Raw genomic sequence first — 16,389 nt, forward strand, 5'->3', positions numbered from 1 at the left:
GTAAATTATTTACGTTCACTTACTTAGTACAGATGGATATGGATATTTTTAGAATAGTTTGTAAAGAATCAAATCTCTACGCATGAAGCACCGGACACGTTAAAAATTAGACAAGAGATGATATTCTTAAATAAGATATTCTACATACATTTTTACGAGTTATGACTTATAAATTATCACGAATGGAAGTGATTCAGTCGCCAATTATTCCCGTTGTGGGAGAATTAATTAAAAACTCTCCAGGGACAATTTCTCTGGGGCAAGGTGTAGTTCATTATCAACCTCCAGAAACAGCTATTGAATTATTACCAAAATTTCTTTCTGAACCCAAAAATCATCTTTATCAAGCGGTGGTGGGTATTCCTGAATTATTAACAGTATTGGCACAAAAGTTATCAAAATTTAATGGGATTGATATTAATGAAGACAATGCTATTGTCGTGACAGCAGGTAGTAATATGGGATTTATGAATGCTATCTTAGCAATTACTTCTCCTGGTGATGAAATTATTTTAAATACGCCGTACTATTTTAATCATGAAATGGCGATTAAGATGGCAGGTTGTCAGCCTGTGTTAGTAACTACAGATGCAGATTATCAATTAATTCCTGAAGCCATAGCTAAAGCAATTACATCAAAAACCCGTGCTATTGTGACAATTTCTCCCAATAATCCCACAGGTGTAGTTTATTCAGAATCAGCGTTAAAACAAGTTAATCAAATTTGTCAAGATAGGGAAATTTATCATATTAGTGATGAGGCTTATGAATATTTTACTTATAATGAAGTAAAGCATATTTCTCCTGGGGCATTTCCAGGAAGTAATGAATATACAATTTCTCTTTTTAGTTTATCAAAAGCTTATGGTTTTGCTAGTTGGCGAATTGGTTATATGGTAATTCCTAAACATTTGTTAACTGCTGTAAAAAAGGTTCAAGATACTATTTTAATTTGTCCACCCGTGGTTTCTCAATATGCAGCATTGGGGGCGTTACAGGTAAAAGATAATTATTTAAAAGATCATATTTCTACAATTGCCCAAGTTCGAGAAATAGTAATTCATGCACTAGCATCTTTAGAAGATTTATGTACTATTACCAGTGCAAATGGGGCTTTTTACTTTTTCATAAAAGTGCATACGAAAATCAATGATTTGGAATTAGTAAGAAAACTGATTCAAGAATATAAAGTAGCGGTAATTCCGGGAACAACCTTTGGAATGGAAGATGGTTGTTATTTGCGGGTTGCCTATGGTGCATTACAAGCAGATACGGCCAAAGCAGGTATAGAAAGATTAGTCAAAGGTCTGCAAAGTATCGTATTATAACCGCATAACAAAAATTAACACTCGTATTTTATCCATGAGTCAAATAGTTTGGATAGCAAGACACGCTAACCGTCTCGACTTTGTAAATCCTGATTGGTTTCTTACCGCTGAAAGACGGTATGATCCACCTTTATCAGATGATGGTATGGTTCAGGCGCAGCAGTTAGCAAAACGACTCAAAGAGCAAAAAATCAGTCATATTTTTACTTCTCCGTTTTTGCGAACTATTCAAACTGCGAATGCGATCGCTGAAGTTTTGGATTTAGAGATTAAACTAGAAATAGGCTTGAGTGAATGGTTAAATCCCGAATGGATGACTGAAGAACCAGAAAAACTACCAATTTCCGCCTTAGTAGAATTATTCCCCAGAATTGATACTAGCTACACATCACGCATAGCTGCACAATATCCTGAAACCCATGAAAAAGTGCGGGAACGTTCAGCACAAACTGCCAGGTGTCTATCTACGGAATTTTCCCCCCATGATATCCTATTGGTGGCACATGGGGCTTCTGTTTTGGGTGCAGCAATGGGATTAGTGGGGGATATTGCCAAAACAGAAGTTAAAGCTTCTTTATGTTCTTTGGTAAAAGTTGTCCGTCAAGATTCGGAATGGTTGCTAGAACTAACAGGAGATACTTCCCATTTAACAAAAATTGAGGAAGTAGTGCGATTTGTGTAAATCTAGAATCGGGATTTTTTGCAAATCCCAACTCAAAATAACTTAGCAAAAGTAACGTATTAACTGATAAATTTTATGACCTTACTACTAGCAGGAGATATCGGTGGCACAAAAACTATTTTGCGTTTGGTGGAATTCTCAGAAACAGTAGGCTTAAAAACTCTGTATGAGGAGAGTTTTCCCAGTGGAGATTTTCCCGATTTAGTGCCAATCGTACAAAAGTTTTTGCACACAGCTAATTTTACCACACCTGAAAAAGCTTGTTTTGCGATCGCCGGTCCAGTCAGGGGAAATACTGCCAAACTAACTAACTTATCATGGTTTCTCGATACAGATCGGTTAATTCAAGAACTGGGTATTGTTTCGATTTCTTTAATTAACGATTTTGCGGCGGTTGGTTATGGTATTTTTGGCTTAACAAAACAGGATTTATTCACTTTACAAGTTGGTAAATATCAACCAGCAGCACCTATGGCTGTAATTGGTGCAGGAACAGGTTTAGGCCAGGGATTTTTAATTAAACATGGAAATCAATATCAAGTCTTTCCTTCCGAGGGTGGACACGCAGATTTTGCGCCCCGCAATGAGTTAGAATTTCAATTATTAAAATATCTTTTAGATAAACATAATATTGACAGAGTTTCTGTAGAAAGAGTAGTTTCCGGGTTAGGAATTATCTCTATTTACCAATTTTTGCGAGATCAACAAATAGCTACCGAATCTCCAGAAATTGGCCAAGCGGTGAGAACTTGGGAACAAGAAGCACAGAAAACCGAAAAAACAGTTGATCCTGGTGCATTTATTGGTAGTGCGGCATTGCAAAAAAGCGATCGCCTTTCTGAAAAAACCATAGAATTATTTGTTGCCGCCTACGGTGCAGAAGCGGGCAATCTTGCCCTCAAACTATTACCTTATGGAGGATTATACATTGCTGGTGGTATCGCCCCTAAAATCCTACCTTTAATCCAAAATGGTAGTTTTATGTTAAATTTTATCCAAAAAGGCAGAATGGGTTCTTTACTCAAAGAAATCCCCGTTCACATAATTCTTAACCAACAAGTGGGATTAATTGGTGCGGGTTTGTGTGCATCTAGGTTATAACTAGCAACGACACTAAAAACAGCATCTGCCAATTTTATAACTTATGAATAGCAAAATTGTACTATCTTTGATCGCCGTTACTCTTTTCTCTAGCGGTAATGCTGCATTGGCTGTACATTTATCCGAACCGAAAACCTCAGAGAAAAAGCCCATTGTTCCCCAAATAGTTCAACCAAAATGGAGAACATTTACGTCCCCAGATGGACGTTTTACAGTCCTAATGCCAGGAAAACACAAACAGAAAACCCAAATTCAAAAAACCTACATGGGGAAAATAAAATTAGAAATATTTTTAGCCCAACCCCCACAGCAAGAGGCAGCATATATAGTCACATACAATGAATTTCCTGATAGCTATGTGCAAATGAATAGTCCTCAAAAAATCATGGATGAAGCCCAATATATGGAATTAACAACTACCCAAAGTAGATTACTAAATCAGCGTAATATTCGCAGTTCTAACTTTCATCCTGGTAGAGAAATTGAATATGTCAACACCATCGGCAAAGTTACAAAAACGAGGATGTTTGTCGCTCATGATAGATTATATAAAGTCATGGCTATTGTTTCTAAAAAACAGCATGATAGTTTAAATAAAACAGTCACAGGCTTTTTAAATTCTTTTCAATTAGTGGTCAAACCTTAGCTAATTTTGTAAAAAAAACTAGGCGAACATAATTCACTACTACACAATAGACCTGTCTAAAATACAAAAAAATAGTAGGACGGTAAATTGAAGATATACCGTGGCTCTACCTCATATAAAAAATATTATCCTATCAATAAAAGGAATGCCTCACTCACCAGGCCGCCATGTATTAAATAGGTTAAAAAAAAAAGAAAAAATGAAGGATAAAAAACAGATCCTTCATTTTCCTGGGTTGATGTCGTTGATGTCTTATTGATGTGCGCCAGTATGGACAGTTTTTACCCATTTGAGACGTTTTGGTCGGAAAGACATTCTTGCGGTGGTGCTACTTATAACTACTAACCAATGCAACATATATAAATTGCCGCGTAGGGTTTGTAAAAGTAACATTAAATATGTAGATGGTTTAAATTGTTGCTCTGAGCGAATATACTGCAAACCAGCAAACATTCCTACTAGGGACATTCCAATGGATAAGCTGGTGACAGGAGTGAAGACGGGAGGACGATGACGAGCGATCGCCATTAAGATATCTGGTATTGCGGCTGTGGGCAAGATATACATCGTAAACATAAAGATCAGCAAGTCCCAGGTTTTCTTTGACCCCATGCGGTTTTTGAGAATGAGATCCCAATAGTCCAAATAACGTTGATAGCCACCTTCCGCCCAACGGTTGCGTTGATGCCAAAGGGCGATCGCATTGGTGACACCTTCTTCTTCTACTGGGGGGAAAAATACACATTCAATATCCCATCGATCTAGATGTAAACGAATAGTTAAATCTAAATCATCGGTAATGGTTTCCTCATTCCAGCCACCGCAACTGGTTAAAGCTTGACGACGGACAAATTGACCATTTCCCCGGAGTTCGCCAATACCACCAATGGTTGTCCTCTGTTGTTGAAACCACATATCTAAAACCATTTCCGCCATTTGTCCCTTAGTCCAAAAATTTTCTTTGGCATTGGCGATCGCTTTTCGCATTTGTACCGCCCCTACCTGTTGCTTTTCAAACAAAGGAACTACCTGTAATAACAAATCTGATGTAACTTGGGCATCGGCATCAAATACCGCAATAATATCTCCTTTAGTTCGAGGTAGAACTTGATTTAATGCCCCTGACTTACCACCACTAGCTCCAGAAGAACGGCTAAATATATTTAGTTGTTGATATTCCTGTTTTAATTCTGCTAGTAATTGTGGTGTACTGTCTGTACTGTTATCATCAATAATCCAGACTTCATATTGCCCATTAGGGTATTCCAAGCTACACAGGTTCTTGACCAATCTGCCAATCACCGCTTCTTCATTTTTAGCAGCCACTAATATAGAAACAAAAGGCAAATCTCCTCCTGTTTCCGGTTTATGGTGGGGGCGTTTCGTAAAAATAATTCTCAAGGCGTGAATGCCTAGCATTGTGGTCAGTGCTAGGATAAATATTGAAGCCCAAGAAACTAAATGTAGGGCGATAGTCCCAGTCCAAACTATAGTTAAAACTAAAGCCGCTTTACCTCTACGTCGTTGAAATCGGGATGGTTGTACAAGCACGGAATCTGTATTTACTTCTGATAGCTCATCTACTGATGGGTCAGTTAAGATAGAGTCCAGGGGATCAGAATTTTCGTCGTAAGTATTGTTTTCAGGCCAGGAATTCGCTGGCATAGGTTACATAATTCAAAAACAGCTATACCATGTAGCTTTATTTACAAAATAATACTGTAATATATTACTAGCTACCTCATTAATATAGTTCCAAAGAGTTCTAAAGGGAATAGAAAAAGAGGAATTTACCCGATGCAGAATTAGGAGTTAGAGAACATGGGCAGGAAAAATTAGACTTGCAGTAGGAGCAAAGTTAGGCTTCAACCGTCAATTCTCAACCTAGTAAACCACTAATCGAGTTATCATAGTGAATAGTCTGCTTGTAAATTATGATTGAGTGAACTACTCTGACTCTGCTAATGCTATTGACCTGGGGTCAATTTTCCCCTTTGAACTAGATCAATTCCAAACAGAAGCGATCGCCTCTCTGAATGCTAACCGTTCGGTAGTTGTTTGTGCGCCCACAGGTTCAGGAAAGACCCTCATCGGCGAATATGCTATATATCGCGCCTTATCCCGTAGAAAACGGGTATTTTACACCACTCCCTTAAAAGCCTTATCTAACCAAAAACTGCGAGACTTTCGCCAAAAATTTGGCTTTGATCAAGTTGGACTGCTCACTGGAGACGCTTCCATTCATAGGGATGCGCCAATTTTGGTCATGACCACAGAAATTTTCCGCAATATGCTCTATGGTACACCCATAGGACAAATCGGCATTTCCCTTACAGACGTAGAAGCCGTCGTTCTCGATGAATGCCACTACATGAACGATCGCCAACGGGGTACAGTGTGGGAAGAATCAATCATCTACTGTCCCCGCAGCATCCAGCTTGTAGCCCTCTCCGCCACAGTCGCCAATAGTGACCAACTCACCAACTGGCTAAACTACGTTCATGGTCCCACAGACCTGATTTACTCAGATTTTCGCCCCGTTCCCTTAGCATTTAATTTTTGTAATCCCAAAGGGTTATTTCCCCTATTAAATGAAACCAACACCAAAATTAACCCTCGTCTAGTCAAACAAAAGAGTAAAAAAGGATATTGGGAAAAAGGCAAAACTGGCAGACCGGAAGCTCCCGGTATTATTTATACACTCAGCCAACTTCAGCAACGGGATATGCTCCCAGCAATTTACTTTATCTTCAGTCGGCGCGGTTGTGATAAAGCTGTAGAAGAAGTTGGTGACTTATGGTTAGTCAATAATGATGAATCCCAAATCCTGCGGCAACAGATTGATGAATTTTTAAACCGTAATCCGGAAGCAGGTAGGACTGGACAAATAGCCCCACTATACCGAGGTATAGCTGCTCATCATGCTGGCATTTTACCCGCATGGAAAGGACTAGTAGAAGAACTGTTTCAACAAGGATTAATTAAAGTCGTCTTTGCTACCGAAACCCTAGCGGCAGGAATAAATATGCCCGCCCGCACCACAGTAATTTCTACCCTTTCCAAACGCACTGACAACGGCCACCGACTGCTTAATGCTTCGGAATTTCTGCAAATGGCAGGCCGCGCCGGTCGTCGAGGCATGGATAAACAAGGTTATGTAGTTACATTACAAACCCCCTTTGAAGGAGCGAAAGAAGCCTCATATTTAGCCACATCCAAACCAGATCCCCTAGTTAGTCAATTTACCCCTAGCTATGGCATGGTTTTAAACCTGCTGCAAACCCATAATATTGAACAAGCCAGAGAACTCATAGAACGCAGTTTTGGACAATATATGTCCAACTTACACCTGCAACCAGACTATGAAGAAATGGCACAATTTCAAGGGGAATTGGCGCAAATTCAGGCACAATTGGCGGCGATTGATGAAAATGAACTGATAGTATATGAAAAATTACGCCAGCGCTTGAAAGTAGAACGGCAGATTTTTAAAACCTTACAAGAACAAGCCCAGCAGGATCGCCAAGAACAAGTGGCAATGATGTTAGATTTTGCCATATCTGGAACTATGCTCAGTCTCCATGATAAAAACGCAATTTCCCCCTTACCCATCACCGCCGTATTAATTGATAAAGCTGTCAGCAGTCATGAGATCTCCTACTTTGTATGCTTAGGAGAAAATAATCGTTGGTATGTAGTCACACCAACGGATATATTAGATTTATATGCAGAATTACCACGGGTAGAAGTTCCTGCAGATCTCCTTCCTCCTGCTGAATTGGGTTGGAAACGAGGACAATCAATTCGTGGTGATCAACATAGTCTTGCTGTGGTGCAAAATATCCCCCATCCCCATGAATTAATCCATCTATCTCCTGAAGTTCAAGAACAACTGAGTCGCCTCACCGCCGTTCAAGAACAATTAGAAAACCATCCCATTTACAAATCAGGAGACATTGCCAAAATCTTTAAAAATAGGGCGCGTTGTGTAGAATTAGAAGCGGAAATTGAACACCTACAAGAACAGATAGACCTCCAGTCCCAAAGATATTGGGAGGAATTTCTCTGTTTAATTGAAATTTTACAGTCCTTTGAATGTTTAGACAACTTAATTCCTACACCATTAGGACAAATTGCCGCCGCCATTCGCGGTGAAAATGAGTTATGGTTAGGCTTAGTCCTAGCTAGTGGAGAATTAGATGCTATTGGACCCCATCATCTAGCAGCAGTTGTAGCCGCTTTGGTGACAGAAGCACCCCGTCCAGATACTAAAATTGACTTTAACCTGTCCCTAGAAGCAGATACAGCTTGGTTAAAATTGCAACCTATTCGCCGCGCTGTGTTAAAGGTGCAGTATCGTCATGGTGTGGCCTTACCTGTAGGTTTAGAACATCGTTTTATCAATTTGATTTCCTTGGTAGAACAGTGGGCGCTGGGAGCAGAGTGGACAGTATTATGCGCAAAAACCACTTTGGATGAAGGGGATGTGGTGCGGATTTTACGCCGTACCTTGGATTTATTATCCCAGATTCCTCATGTTCCTAATTTACCTGATGTCCTGCGGCGTAATGCTCAACGAGCGATGCAATTAATTGATAGATTCCCTGTCAATGAGGCCATGGATTAAATATCTCAATTTCTGCCTTACTTTTGGGCGGGGAAACCCCGCCCCTAGGATGAGGAAAGAGAATTAACAGATAGAGAAACGATAGAAGATCCATTATTAGGTATTCTTTCAGGAGAACCAATATCAACAGATAATACTGATTAAGTTCAATTTAACCCAAAACTCCTTGACACAAAATACCTAAAATCTTGTTTAACTCCTTAATATAATAATTATTCAAATCAATAAATATATCAGTCCCTTCCAACTTCAAGAACTTCCATATATCTCCTGTTGTCACAGCCCCATAAATAGTTTTAATTTCATTACCTTCCTGTTCATTAAATAATTGTGCTGCTAACATTGCTGCTGCACATTGACCCAAACCACTTTTAATATTTTCATTTTTAGCTTCCACAATAATTAGTACAGGAGCATTAATTGTTAACTGTTCCCTAGAACGACTGACAACAAAATCACAATAACCATTTAAACCTCTCTCAACATCAACATTAAAATCCGTACCAGAAAATAAACTAATTTTATAATTAGCTTTACGTCTAACTTCTAATAAAATTGGCGTAATAATCATTTCTGAACGTGCTTTTTCCGTATTTATTGCTAACGCGAGTTCCGTAGTTTCTTCTAAAGTGTTAGTTAACTTTTCACTGATTTCTATAGGTTCTACAGTCGCAAATAAATCAGCTTCTTCATCAATTGTAATGTTAAAATTTTTCTTAAACTTAGTTAAGCTAAAATCACTATAAGCCATTGCTCTTACCTAATTATTTTCAACAGGTTATCTAAAATTTAAAATCTCTTTAATTATAGTGCTACAAGAGTTGAAGGCTCTACTCTACTTGGTGAGCCAGCGCGGTCTTGGGGGTTTCCCCCATGAGTAACTGGCGAACCCGTAAGGGTGCAAACCTGGTTGAGCAAGTTTTGACGATGAATGTAGAATCTCCTCGGCTTTAGCCAGGGGAGTATCAAAATAAAAGGTAGACTAAATGCCTACCCTACAAAACCAGATAATTTATTTGCTGTTCTAGCTGAATTTGTTAATTAACGAAATAAACTACTCAGTGAACTATCTTCATGAATCCGCCAAATTGCTTCTCCCAATAAATTAGCAACAGAAAGAGTTACTAATTGCGGAAACTGATTACTTTCTGGAATAGGAATAGTATTAGTAACTATCACTTCCTCAAATACCCCACTGGATAATCTCTCAATTGCTGGTGGAGAAAATACAGCATGAGTAGCACAGGCATATACCTGACTTGCACCTTCTTGACGCAGTAACTTAGCACCTTCTGCGATTGTACCACCAGTATCAATCATGTCATCTACTAATACAGCAGTTTTGCCCCTGACATCACCAATCACATTTAACACTTCGGCGACGTTATGGGCTTGACGGCGTTTATCAATAATGGCCAAAGGAGCATCATTGAGCTTTTTCGCAAATGCTCTTGCTCTTGCCACCCCACCCACATCAGGAGAAACAACAACAATATCCTGTAATTCCTTACTAATTAAATAATCCAGGATCACTGGTGAACCATATACATGATCAAAGGGGATATCAAAATAGCCCTGAATTTGGGCTGCATGTAAATCCATGGCCAGAACTCGGTTAGCACCTGCTTGGGTGATTAAGTTAGCAACTAGCTTTGCTGTAATGGACTCCCTACCTGCGGTTTTTCTATCAGCACGAGCATACCCATAATAAGGAACTACTGCCGTGATCTGTCGTGCTGAAGCCCGACGACAGGCATCAATCATAATTAGTAATTCCATTAAATGATCGTTGACAGGTTGGCAGCAAGGCTGAATTAAATAGACATCACAACCGCGAATAGATTCTTGAATTTGAACATATAGTTCTCCATCCGCAAATCTTTTGCGAATCATGGGGCCTAAGTCCATGCCCAGATAACGGGAGACTTCTTGAGACAATATTGGATTGGCAGAACCAGAAAACAACCGGAGACGATTATTATCTGATATTCCCGTTGTTACTGATTGAAGTGGTAAAGTTGCAGAACTCAGCACAGCAGATCCTCGAAGTGCATTCATAGATATATAATCAGAAATTGAGCAAATTTAGTTGAAATGGAGTCAACAAAACATCTGTGAGTTTTGTTGAAGTTTTCATACAAACTTGAAATATTTCTCCATAAAATTAACATTTCCTAATTTTTTAGTCTTTGTATTGGAAGAAACTACTAGCAATTTAACTGACATCTAGACAACTGTGAAACAGTTTCAGAATTACAACTTTACTAGATTGGGGTAAGCTGCCAAAATCTGGAGATCAATTAATTGAGTAGGTAGATTCGTAGGTTACTAATTCTACCTTGTTTTTTTGACCTAGAGCAAATTACTCATGGTAAACATCCTCTCCCGCCCACGTGATGTTCTAGTGGCGCACCTAGCATAATATTACCGAATGAATTGTTTTATAATACTAGGACTTACGCATTGACAGGAAATACCAAATAGGGCTATGACTTTCAGGGATTTAAACCCGATTTTTCGATGATTTTTGAAGGAACTGCTTGCAGCAGCGCTTCCCTGTCGCTATTTATCTAGACTTCATCCGCAAAACCTGAAAAGACCAAATATCGTTCATACAGATGATGATTAATTTGTACAGTGCGTAAGTCCTAAAATAATATTTCTAGCTTGATTATGCCGCCATGAGATATAGCTCTATATTCCCTGTTCCCCACCCTCTGCTCCCTGGAATATCAAGTATTCTATGCCTGAATCCTGAGCTATATTTGGTGATATTTTTAGCATTTAAACTATATGCTATCTTGAACACATCCTGAGTCAAGGCAGAAGTTGAGAATAATAATGCAAGATGGGATTCTAGTATACACTTCCTATGAGCCTGAAAAACACAGGAAGATTACGGAAGCCGCAATTAAGACAATTAGAGTCATCTTGTGAATAGATCATGCTTTTGCTAAGTTCTACCTCAGTTGCTATTATATTCAATCTATAGATCATGCAATCACCAATTACAGTTGGTACTATCCTACAAAGTCGTTACCATATCATTCACATTATTGGCCAAGGGGGATTTGGTAGAACCTATCTAGCCGAAGACCAAAGACGCTTTAATGAGCTTTGTGTAATTAAGGAATTAGTTGCCCCGATGACGGGAACATCCTTTGGTGAGAAAGCACAGGAGTTATTTGAACGTGAAGCTGCTATTCTGTATCAAATGCAACACCTGCAAATCCCTAAATTTCGAGAAAAATTTGCCCAAAACGAAAAATTATTTTTGGTGCAAGATTTTGTATCTGGAAAGAATTACCGCCATTTGCTCAAGGATAGGCAAAACGTCGGTACAGTTTTTAATGAAGCGGAAGTTTTGCATTTATGCAAAAATTTATTACCTGTCCTTAGTTATATTCACGGATTAGGAATTATTCATCGGGATATATCGCCAGACAATATCATTTTACGGGAAGATGATTCTCTACCTGTGTTAATTGATTTTGGGGTAGTGAAGGAATTGGCGACAAAATTGCAATCAGCCGCACCTACATCTGTCACCACTGTGGGTAAATTAGGTTATGCTCCTAGTGAGCAAATGCAAACGGGAAGAGTTAATCCTAGTAGTGATTTGTATGCTTTGGCGGTGACAGCGATAGTATTGTTAACCGGGAAAGAACCAGCAGATTTATTTGATGAACAGCAGTTAACCTGGAATTGGCAAAAGTGGGCTAAAGTTAATCCCCAATTGGCGACTGTTTTGCAACGAATGTTAAGTTATATACCAGGAGAACGTTATCAAACGGCGGCTGATGTATCTCAAGCTTTATCAGAGATCAAGGTTGGGAATGGATCAAAGCGTAATTTATCTTACTTACAAACCCTTGCTGTTGGTAATCGTGTTCAACCTGCATCAAACACTGCTGAACCTAAATCTTCAAGTTCTTCTCCCCAAAGTCGTTCTATTTTAGATAATCCTTTGGCCTTGGGTTTAATTGGTGGTGCTGTCGTGATTTTAGCTGGATTTGGTTCTTGGTCATTGGTAAGTACACTTAAAGATCAGTTGCAGGGTAAACCAGAAGCAACGACAACACCACAATCTTTTCCTTCCCCAGTTATTCCCAGTGGAAGTACATCTACGCCGACACTTACTGCTACACCTACGCCTACTAATGGCGAACCTGTTATTAGTCGTAAACGCCTAGAATTAGATCCATCTAATAAAGCAATAGCAGATGGGATATTAAAAGAAAATAGTTTAGTGCAATATAGTTTCCGGGCTAAAGGCGGGGAGGATTTAATTGTATCTGTTAATTCAGATAGTGGCATTGTGATGAGCATTCTCAACCCTGATGGTGCAATCATGAATCTTAATGATCAAGAATCTACATCTTATGAGGAAAAATTATCTGATAGTGGTAGGTATACTATTCAATTAGGTTTGGCGGGCGGCATATCAGAGAGTAATTATAGTTTAAATGTAACTTTAATAGAACCTAAGCCAACAGCAACTCCTACACCCACAGAAACCCCTACACCCACAGAAACCCCTACACCCACAGAAAAGCCTACACCTACAGAAAAGCCTACACCTACAGAAAAGCCTACACCTACAGAAAAGCCTACACCTACAGAAAAGCCTACACCCACAGAAAAGCCTACACCCACGGAAACACCAACGCCGGAGTTTAATGGGAATAATTAGGCTAAACTAGTAACAGAAGCCTATTTAAGTTGTCATTCTTAGCAGAAAACTTTGTTGAATACTTTACTGATTACGGGAACTGATACGGAAGCTGGTAAAACCGTCGTGACTACCGCTTTAGCTGCTTATTGGCAAAAATATTATCCTCAGCGTAGTTTGGGGATAATGAAGCCCATTCAATCGGGTGTGGGGGATAAGGAGTTGTACCAAACTCTGTTTAATCTGGAACAGTCACCAGAAGAAATTACACCTTTATATTTTCAAGCGCCTTTAGCACCTCCCATTGCAGCGGCAAAGGAAAATCGCTTGATAGATTTGGCTATTGTCTGGCAAACTTTATTAAAGTTGCAAAAACAACGGGATTTTGTGTTGGTAGAATCTTTGGGAGGTTTAGGTTCACCAATTACTAATGAGTTGACGGTGGCAGATTTAGCGGGTGAATGGCGATTACCAACATTTTTAGTTGTACCTGTGAGATTAGGATCGATCGCTCAAGCTGTGGCTAATGTAGCATTGGCTAGGCAAACTAAAATCAATCTGCGGGGGATTATTGTCAATTGCACCCAACCCCGCACAGAAGCCGAAATTGCTGATTTAACTCCCCCAGAGTTAATTCAATCTTTTACAAATATCCCAGTTTTAGGTTGTGTACCCTATGTAGAAAATCCCCAGGATGTGGAAAAACTTGCTGAAGTTGCAGCAACTTTAGATTGGGAAATATATTATCACAGTTGACAGAAAAGCATTCTGACTCCTAACTCCTGAATTCTTAAAGCATCAGAGTTTTTTAATTTTTAATTGATAAATATGGTTTCTACATTTCCTTTGGGTTCAACGGTAAATCTCAAAAATGTGCGGCTGGAAATTCGTGCTTTACAACCGCAATTAGTGGAATGGAGACGACAAATACACCAAAAACCAGAATTAGGTTTTCAGGAAAAAATTACTGCTGAGTTTATTTCCCAAAAGTTGCAAACTTGGGGCATTGCACATCAAACAGGCATAGCAGAAACGGGAGTTGTTGCTATTATTCAAGGTGAAAAATCTGGAGATGGTAAAGTATTAGCAATTCGGGCTGATATGGATGCTTTACCAGTTAAAGAAGAGAATGAAGTTTCTTACTGTTCCCAATATGATGGGGTAATGCACGCTTGCGGACATGATGGACATATAGCGATCGCCCTCGGTACAGCCTATTACCTCCATCAACATCGTCAAGACTTTAGCGGCACTGTAAAAATTATCTTCCAACCTGCCGAAGAAAGTCCCGGTGGGGCAAAACCTATGATTGCAGCAGGTGTACTTAATGACCCTGATGTTGATGCCATTATCGGTTTACATTTATGGAATAACCTCCCCTTGGGAACAGTGGGAGTACGACCAGGGGCATTAATGGCCGCGGTAGAATTGTTCCGTTGTACCATTTTTGGTAAAGGTGGCCATGGGGCAATGCCTCATCAAACCATAGATTCTATAGTCGTAGCAGCACAAATAGTTAATGCTTTGCAAACCATTGTAGCTCGCAACGTCAACCCCATTGATTCTGGTGTAGTGACAGTGGGAGAACTCCACGCAGGTACAGCAGTTAATGTGATTGCTGATACCGCCAGAATGGGTGGGACGGTGAGATATTTTAATCCTGAATTAGCAGACTTTTTTAAACAGCGAATTGAACAAATTATTGCCGGAATTTGTCAAAGTCATGGCGCAAAGTATGAATTAGATTATATTCATCTTTATCCACCTGTGATTAATGATAGAGAAATTACCACATTAGTGCGCTCAGTAGCAGAAGATGTAATCGAAACTCCTATTGGTATCGTTCCTGAATGTCAAACTATGGGGGGAGAAGATATGTCATTTTTCCTGGAAAAAGTTCCCGGTTGTTATTTTTTCCTCGGTTCTGCCAATGCCGAAAAAAATCTCAACTATCCCCATCATCATCCGCGATTTGATTTTGATGAAACCGCTTTACCCGTGGGTGTGGAGATATTTGTGCGTTGTGTGGAAAAGTTTTTAGCTTAGATTAGGGAAAAGCAGTTTGCAATTAGTGATGGCTGACCTCACCGAAGCTTTAAAAAAAGTGCCAATTGCCACCCTCAGTTAAGCCAAATTTTACTGGGTAGTTGTGGCCTCTGAAAAAATTTCCAAAAAAGTTTTGTAGAATACTTGCCAAATAAATAGAATAGTGATAAGTTATATTTGTGTGTGAGGAGTAAGTTTAAAAAACGTCTGGGGTGGAAACACGGCAACACTCCCAGGCGTTTTTTGATGGGAAAATTTTTCTGATAGCAAATAAGCATTGTATGTTGGGTTAAGCGGTAGTACAACCCAACCTATTCAGGAATTAAGCAAAACATCACGGAAGTAGGGTAATTCATGAATTACTCCTATGAAGGAATGAGGCTGTTGATGACTTCATAGGTAAGTCCGAGCATTTTATAGTTGGCTATTTAATATGACAATAAATTTCATCTTCGTTTCATTTTCAGATGAAAAGCTAGAATTGTAGTTATAGAATCTTCATGCGCTCTAGGAGCTAAAATTATGAAGAGTAAATATTTGATGTATGGTATTGTCGCTTTAATCAGTAGTAGTGCTGTTCTAGGATCATCAATTATTAACAGTACACAAGCACGAAGTACCAATTCTGATCACAATTCTCATCATCTATCTACAAAAACTACTCCACCAGCAAAAGAGATGATGATGAATATGGATCAGCATTTTATCGAAATGATGATTCTACACCATCAGCAAGCGGTGGAAATGGCTGATCTGGCATTAACTCGCGCTCAACATCCAGAAATTAAGAATTTAGCAGTTGCTATTAAAAAAGATCAAACCGGTGAAATTCAACAAATGCAAAGTTTATATCAGGTATGGTACGGGAAACAAGCACCTGTAACAGCTATGAATCATCAACAAATGATGACAAAACCTTGCAAGATGTGTCAACAGATGAACCCAGACACGATGAAAATGCCGATGAATGGTAAAATGACGTGCATGAATCTGGATTTAGAAACCTTAAAAAATGCACCAGATTTTGATCAAGAATTTATCCGTCAAATGATTCCCCATCATCGTCACGCTGTCAAGATGTCACAAATGGTTTTGAAAAAATCTCAAAAGCCAGAAATACGTAATTTAGCTGAGTCTATTATTACCAGTCAAACAGCAGAAATTAACCAGATGGTGCAATGGTATGAAACTTGGTATAAATCAAAGCTACTTTAAACCATTTCTGTGTTTAATAAATAGGACTTATGCAAGTGTCACACTAAAAAATCTTTTGTAGGGTGTGGTTCG

The 16,389-nt window shown here is 39.1% G+C and carries 12 protein-coding genes; 9 read left to right on the top strand and 3 right to left on the bottom strand.

What is annotated here, in order from left to right; translation table 11 throughout:
• Positions 1-161 precede the first annotated feature (161 nt).
• From CUN59_RS03850 to CUN59_RS03865, 4 genes are all read left to right on the top strand, one after another.
• Positions 162-1,328 carry a pyridoxal phosphate-dependent aminotransferase gene (locus tag CUN59_RS03850; RefSeq protein WP_104386594.1) on the top strand — a complete coding sequence of 389 codons (1,167 nt, stop codon included), beginning with the start codon at positions 162-164 and terminating at the stop codon, positions 1,326-1,328.
• A gap of 34 nt (positions 1,329-1,362) precedes the next feature.
• Positions 1,363-2,010: a histidine phosphatase family protein gene (locus tag CUN59_RS03855; RefSeq protein ID WP_104386595.1), complete on the top strand. Its 648-nt coding sequence runs from the start codon at positions 1,363-1,365 to the stop codon at positions 2,008-2,010.
• 75 nt (positions 2,011-2,085) lie between these two features.
• On the top strand, positions 2,086-3,111 hold the full coding sequence (locus tag CUN59_RS03860) for a glucokinase (protein WP_104386596.1): 1,026 nt from the start codon (positions 2,086-2,088) through the stop codon (positions 3,109-3,111).
• A gap of 43 nt (positions 3,112-3,154) precedes the next feature.
• Positions 3,155-3,757 carry a hypothetical protein gene (locus tag CUN59_RS03865; protein WP_104386597.1) on the top strand — a complete coding sequence of 201 codons (603 nt, stop codon included), beginning with the start codon at positions 3,155-3,157 and terminating at the stop codon, positions 3,755-3,757.
• A 252-nt stretch (positions 3,758-4,009) separates the two neighbouring features.
• On the opposite strand, the gene CUN59_RS03870 is transcribed toward CUN59_RS03865, so the two are convergent.
• Positions 4,010-5,422 carry a glycosyltransferase family 2 protein gene (locus CUN59_RS03870; RefSeq protein WP_104386598.1) on the bottom strand — a complete coding sequence of 471 codons (1,413 nt, stop codon included), beginning with the start codon at positions 5,420-5,422 and terminating at the stop codon, positions 4,010-4,012.
• 277 nt (positions 5,423-5,699) lie between these two features.
• Here CUN59_RS03870 and CUN59_RS03875 point away from each other — a divergent pair, with 277 nt between their 5' ends.
• The gene (locus tag CUN59_RS03875; protein WP_104386599.1) at positions 5,700-8,384 is read left to right on the top strand and encodes a DEAD/DEAH box helicase; all 2,685 of its coding nucleotides are present in this window, start codon (positions 5,700-5,702) and stop codon (positions 8,382-8,384) included.
• 151 nt (positions 8,385-8,535) lie between these two features.
• On the opposite strand, the gene CUN59_RS03880 is transcribed toward CUN59_RS03875, so the two are convergent.
• Complete coding sequence (locus CUN59_RS03880; RefSeq protein WP_104386600.1) at positions 8,536-9,135, bottom strand: hypothetical protein; 600 nt, start codon at positions 9,133-9,135, stop codon at positions 8,536-8,538.
• Positions 9,136-9,425: 290 nt separating this feature from the next.
• Positions 9,426-10,442 carry a ribose-phosphate pyrophosphokinase gene (locus tag CUN59_RS03885; protein WP_104386601.1) on the bottom strand — a complete coding sequence of 339 codons (1,017 nt, stop codon included), beginning with the start codon at positions 10,440-10,442 and terminating at the stop codon, positions 9,426-9,428.
• 937 nt (positions 10,443-11,379) lie between these two features.
• Between CUN59_RS03885 and CUN59_RS03890 the strand changes: the two genes are divergently transcribed.
• From CUN59_RS03890 to CUN59_RS03905, 4 genes are all read left to right on the top strand, one after another.
• Complete coding sequence (locus CUN59_RS03890) at positions 11,380-13,077, top strand: serine/threonine-protein kinase (RefSeq protein ID WP_104386602.1); 1,698 nt, start codon at positions 11,380-11,382, stop codon at positions 13,075-13,077.
• Positions 13,078-13,128: 51 nt separating this feature from the next.
• Positions 13,129-13,812, top strand: coding sequence for a dethiobiotin synthase (gene bioD, locus CUN59_RS03895; RefSeq protein WP_243406862.1), 684 nt, complete (start codon positions 13,129-13,131; stop codon positions 13,810-13,812).
• Positions 13,813-13,884: 72 nt separating this feature from the next.
• On the top strand, positions 13,885-15,102 hold the full coding sequence (locus CUN59_RS03900; protein WP_104386604.1) for a M20 metallopeptidase family protein: 1,218 nt from the start codon (positions 13,885-13,887) through the stop codon (positions 15,100-15,102).
• A gap of 522 nt (positions 15,103-15,624) precedes the next feature.
• The gene (locus CUN59_RS03905; protein ID WP_104386605.1) at positions 15,625-16,317 is read left to right on the top strand and encodes a DUF305 domain-containing protein; all 693 of its coding nucleotides are present in this window, start codon (positions 15,625-15,627) and stop codon (positions 16,315-16,317) included.
• Positions 16,318-16,389: the final 72 nt, after the last annotated feature.

Source organism: Cuspidothrix issatschenkoi CHARLIE-1 (assembly GCF_002934005.1).
GTDB classification, from domain to species: domain Bacteria; phylum Cyanobacteriota; class Cyanobacteriia; order Cyanobacteriales; family Nostocaceae; genus Cuspidothrix; species Cuspidothrix issatschenkoi.

Bases quoted from the DNA above. Each gene is read 5' to 3' on its own strand.
- CUN59_RS03850 (WP_104386594.1), top strand. From the start codon at position 162: ATGACTTATAAATTATCACGAATGGAAGTGATTCAGTCGCCAATTATT.
- CUN59_RS03855 (WP_104386595.1), top strand. From the start codon at position 1,363: ATGAGTCAAATAGTTTGGATAGCAAGACACGCTAACCGTCTCGACTTT.
- CUN59_RS03860 (WP_104386596.1), top strand. From the start codon at position 2,086: ATGACCTTACTACTAGCAGGAGATATCGGTGGCACAAAAACTATTTTG.
- CUN59_RS03865 (WP_104386597.1), top strand. From the start codon at position 3,155: ATGAATAGCAAAATTGTACTATCTTTGATCGCCGTTACTCTTTTCTCT.
- CUN59_RS03870 (WP_104386598.1), bottom strand. From the start codon at position 5,422: ATGCCAGCGAATTCCTGGCCTGAAAACAATACTTACGACGAAAATTCT.
- CUN59_RS03880 (WP_104386600.1), bottom strand. From the start codon at position 9,135: ATGGCTTATAGTGATTTTAGCTTAACTAAGTTTAAGAAAAATTTTAAC.
- CUN59_RS03885 (WP_104386601.1), bottom strand. From the start codon at position 10,442: ATGAATGCACTTCGAGGATCTGCTGTGCTGAGTTCTGCAACTTTACCA.
- CUN59_RS03890 (WP_104386602.1), top strand. From the start codon at position 11,380: ATGCAATCACCAATTACAGTTGGTACTATCCTACAAAGTCGTTACCAT.
- CUN59_RS03900 (WP_104386604.1), top strand. From the start codon at position 13,885: ATGGTTTCTACATTTCCTTTGGGTTCAACGGTAAATCTCAAAAATGTG.
- CUN59_RS03905 (WP_104386605.1), top strand. From the start codon at position 15,625: ATGAAGAGTAAATATTTGATGTATGGTATTGTCGCTTTAATCAGTAGT.